Source organism: Pseudomonas sp. GW822-FHT02E03 (genome assembly GCF_058802325.1).
In genome coordinates, this window is sequence record NZ_JBXAOA010000073.1 from 1 (window position 1) to 4,845 (window position 4,845).

At 62.0% G+C, this 4,845-nt stretch carries 2 protein-coding genes; both read right to left on the reverse strand.

The window, feature by feature from the left end:
• Positions 1-619 precede the first annotated feature (619 nt).
• A complete protein-coding gene (locus AC1RQB_RS27285; RefSeq protein ID WP_063342670.1) occupies positions 620-1,915 on the reverse strand; it encodes a virulence factor family protein in 1,296 nt (431 codons plus the stop codon).
• On the reverse strand, positions 1,915-4,557 hold the full coding sequence (mprF, locus tag AC1RQB_RS27290; protein ID WP_063342671.1) for a bifunctional lysylphosphatidylglycerol flippase/synthetase MprF: 2,643 nt from the start codon (positions 4,555-4,557) through the stop codon (positions 1,915-1,917). The genes AC1RQB_RS27285 and mprF overlap by 1 nt, the downstream gene beginning before the upstream one ends.
• Positions 4,558-4,845 lie beyond the last annotated feature (288 nt).

Sequence of the window (4,845 nt, forward strand, 5' to 3'; positions counted from 1 at the left end):
CGCGATCGGCCATCCATGGCCGTGCGCGGCTAACCCGGCATCCATGCCGGGTTGCCCACTGCGCAGAACCTGCACTCAGCCTTACGAGGGGGCGGTGCGTCAAGATCAACAGCTGCAGGCGAGCTAACGCTCGGCCTGACTGTAGGAGCTGTCGAGCGAAGCGAGGCTGCGATCTTTTGATGTTGGCGTCTGCTTCTGCTGTTGCTTTGGCCTTGGCTTTGGATCTGCCCGCCCCATTCCCAGAGGCCGAACGCAGGTATTGCGCAGGGGGCACCGCGGCAGGGATGCCGCGGTAGCCGCCCCGGGAGCAATGCCGGAGTTGAGGGCATGCCGAGCCTGGGCGAGGCAGTTAGTCACGACGATATGCGGGCACGGTACGCCAGGAAAGACTAAGAGCTCGCGGGCGGTAGACGCATCCGCACAGGCGATACGCAGATCCTGTGGGAGCGGGCTTGCCCGCGATGACGGCGGCAGATCCAACATTGATGTGGCAGACATGCCGCTATCGCGGGCAAGCCCGCTCCCACAGGGACCTGCGGTGCGGGTTAAATTGCGTACCTATGAAAAAAGCCCCCGCAACCGTGAGGTATCGGGGGCTTTTTCGTGAGCGCGGCTCAGATCACTCCTGAGCAGCCGTCTCCTTCACTTGACGCTTCTCGATAGCATCGACCAACCGCTGGGCCAAAGCCGGGTAGTTCTCGTCGAAATGATGGCCGCCAGGCAGTTTCATCGCTTCGCCCACGGCGGTTTTGTCGGTGCAGCCGCTCTCGTCGACTTCTTCTTCACCGTAGATGCACACCACTTTTGCAGGCGGTAGCTTGGCCATTTCCGGGCCGGTGGCGGCTTCTTTGCCGGCGTTGCCGAGCCAGCCTTCGACTTCGATTTCGAAGCTGCCGGTGCGGGCGAAGGCCAGCAGGATGATTGCGTCGACCCGCTGCTGCTCCGCTTCCGGCAGGCGGTTGTAGATGGCAGGCAGTACGTCGGCGCCGAATGAGTAGCCGGTCAGGATGAAGCGCTTGGTGCCCCATTTCTGCCGGTAGTGCTGCATCAGTTCGGTCAGGTCCAGCGCGCTTTGTTCCGGGCTCTTGTGTTGCCAGTAGTAGCGCAGGGTGTCGATGCCGACCACCGGGTAGCCGATCTTGGCCATTTCGCCGGCCACATCACGGTCCAGGTCGCGCCAGCCGCCGTCGCCGGAAAGGAACAGGGTGACGGTGTCCTTGGCCTGGCCGGCCGGGACTTCGACCACCGGGATCTGCAGGCCACCAGCAGCTTTATCGCCGCCAACGAGGATTTTGCGAAGTTCGTTGTTCAGCACTTGCGGCAGGTTGATGTCGTAGTCGCTGATGCTGGTTTCGGCGTTGGGCTGGTCACGCACGAAGCCGGCGCTGGTATCGTCCGGGTTATCGTTCCAGGCCACCAGCCAGTGACCGTGAGCGGCAATTTTTGGCAGCAGGTGCGTGCAGCCGGGTTTTTCCAGGGCCAGGTCAACCGAAATGGCCTGGGCCTTGTCGTCCTTCTGTTCGGCCAGCCAGCGCCACGCCAGCACGGCGCCAGGGCCGATGCCGCTGACCAGGGTTGCCGGGCCTTTGAGTTGCTTGAGGCCGGCTTGCAAGGCGCGACCTTGCTGGATGCAGTCCTTGGGCAGGATCACCTGGACGATCTGCGCCGAGCCGCTGCGGCTCAGGGTCAGCAATTGTTTGTCGCTGAGCTTCTGGTCTTCATTGACCGCCACCAGCACCTGGGCGCGCGGCGTGTTGCCGGGGATGACGCGGGTCATCGCGGCGCCATCGGCCGGCGTCAGCAGTTCGAGGGTCGGTTCTGGTGCCGGGCGTTTCAGGTACCAGTAACCGCCACCGACAATCAGGGCCAGCACTACCAGTGTGGCCAGTACGTACCGCAGGGAGCGTTGAATCATCAGCGTTTCACCAATCCAGTCAAGCCGCCTGCAATCAGGGCGGCAGTGTCGGCCAGGGCAACCAGCGGATCGAGTCCGGCGGGCACAGCCATATAACGGGGTTCCCAGTCGGGCTGGAACTTGTCTTTGAAGCGGCGCAAACCTTGGAAGTTGTACAGCTGCTCACCACGGCGGAATACCATCGAGCCCAAGCGCTGGGTCAGTGGTGCGCCGCGCCGGGGTTGCAACCCCGACAACGGCACCATGCCCAGGCTGAAGCGCGCGTATCCATGATTTTTATAATGTTGAATCAGGCCGACCATCATGAACTCCATGGTCAGCTTGGGGGCGTCGGGGTGCGCGCGCATCAGGTCGAGGCTGGCCAGATCATGGCCGTAGGTCTCGAGCAGGTTGGCGAACGCCACCGGGCGCCCTTCGAAACGAATCACCGCGACACGAAAGTGCTTGAGGTAATCATCACTGAAACGCCCGAGCGAGAAGCCTTTCTCGCGCACGTTCTTGCCGGTCAGCCAGGCGTCCGAAATAGCCTTGAGCTCATCCATTGGCGCTTGCCCCGGCTCATGGATTTCCAGCGATAGGCCGTCACGGGTGCCGCGGTTCCAGGTGTAGCGCAGGTCCTTCATCTCTTTGCCCTTGGCTTCGAGATCAAAGCGGTGCAGATCGACCCGGGCTTCTTCGCCGAGCTTGATCGCGGTCAGGCCGATGTCCATGTAATACGGCAGGTTCTCGGCGCGCACTTGATAGAACACAGGGCGGGCGTGGTGGATATCGCAGAGGTCGCGGAACTGCCAGATCATTTCCGCCCGTTGCTGGGTCGGGCCGATCGGGTCATACAACGCCACCAGGCTGCGGCCACGGCGGGCGTACATCAGAAACGCCTCGTCGTTGGGGTGAAACAGCAGCGCCTTGTCACCGGTCAGGGCCAGGCCGCCATCCGGTTGGGCCGAGGCCATGAGAATCTTTACCGCGCGGTCCAGCTCGTCGGGCGTTGGCAGATGGATCACCGGGCGCGCGGTGCGCAGCAGCCAGGTCAGGGACACCACCACTAGCAGGACCGCGGCGCCGAGCAGCGAGCGCAGGCCTCGCGGGGCATCGGCGTCGAGGGTGAACTGCCACCAGAGTTGATGGCTATAGGGAACGTCTTGATAGGCGAACAGCAGCAACCAGATCGATGCGCCGAGTACGCAGAGGCTGGCCACCAGATACAGCGGCGAAAACGGCACTTCGGTCAGGCGGCTGGGGCGATAGAACGAGCGCCGGAAAACCCCCAGCAAACTCGCCGTCAGGGTCATCAGGCAAGCCTCTTCCCAGTCGAACCCTTTAAGCAGAGAGAGCAGGGCGCCGACCAACAACAGAATGGTGGTCAGCATCCACGCGGCTGACAGGCGGCGACGCAGCCCCTGAGCCAGCAGCAGGCAGAGCACGCCCACCAGGCTGGCGCCGAAGTGCGAAGCGTCGACCAGTCGATGTGGTATCAGAAAACCGATGTGTTCAAGGCGGGTATCGATCTCCGGCGTCACGCCGGAAAACAGCAGCACCACGCCGGACAGGAACACCAGCACCGCCAGAATCGGTGCGGCCATGCCAGATGCAGCACGCAACGACTGGCGCGATTGAAACAGGCGCTGGCCTTCGTTGATCAGCAGCAGTACGCAAGCCACCAGCAGCGGCAACACCACGTAGATCAGGCGATAGAGCAGCAGGGCGGCGGCCAGTGGTGCGGCGCCGAGCTTGTCGGCGAAGGCGGCGAGTAAAATCGCTTCGAACACCCCGACACCACCCGGTACATGGCTGAGCACGCCAGCGGCCAGGGCCAATAGATAGACCAGCAGGAAGGCACCAAAGGGCGGTGCTTCCGGCAGTAACAGATAGAGCACGGTCGCGGCGGCGGCCACGTCCAGGGCGGTGATGACCAATTGCAGGAACGTCAGGCGGCGACCCGGCAGGCGCAAGGTGCGGCGACCGACCTTGACCAGCAAGTTGTCGGGATAAGGCTGTTCCGGCAAGCGACGGCGATAGATGCCGATGGCCAGTACTGTTGAGAGCAGCAGCACGGCCACTGCAATCGCACCCAGCAATGTCTCGGAGAAACCCAGGGCCACGGAAGCAGCGGACAGGTTGCTGAGGGTGGCGAGGGCGGCCAGGGGCGGCAGGGCGCAGCCGAGTGAGAGGCTGGCAAACAAAGTCATGTGCGCGACTTCCGACGCCCCCACACCATACCGTGCATATAAACGGTAGCGAACCGAGCCTCCCGACAACAGCGAAAGGCCGATGGCATTGCCAATGGCAAATGCGGTGAAGCCGCCCAATGCCAGTATTCGCGGCGCCAGCGTCACGCCGGCATAACGGCTGGCCGACCATTCGTAACCCAGCAGAATGATGAAGCCGATGACAGTCGCGGCGAGCGCGCCCAGCAAGGCCGGTTTCGGCACTTCCAGGATTGAGTCATGCAGCGCGTACAGATCGAGTTCGCTCAGCAGGTGACGACAGGCAATCAGCGCGATGGCGAACAAGAGCAAAGTGACTGCCAGACCGATGGGTTGGCGATATTTGCTGATTCGATCCAGCAAGCGCAGGCGCTCGGCTTTGATCGGTTGTGTCGCTGTGACGGTGTCTTGTGGATCAGACGAGTTGGCGCGCATCAATCACCTCTTGGATTGTGCGCGACAGGATGGAGGTATCCAGCCAAGTTACCAATCCCTGTGGAAAAAAATAATCACAAATATTAACGCCTCTCACCGGATGTGGGCGATGGCGCGTTATCAATCGTAGAGGGTTCTGCCTGTGGTTCAGCCTGGACTGAACTCACAGTCCGGCGATCCCGAACGGCTCACTGCACAGTGACAGATCATTGTTGCGAAAGGACTTTTTCAACAGATACAAAAAAGGCCACTCTTTCGAGTAGCCTTTTTTGATGTTTGGTTGCGGGA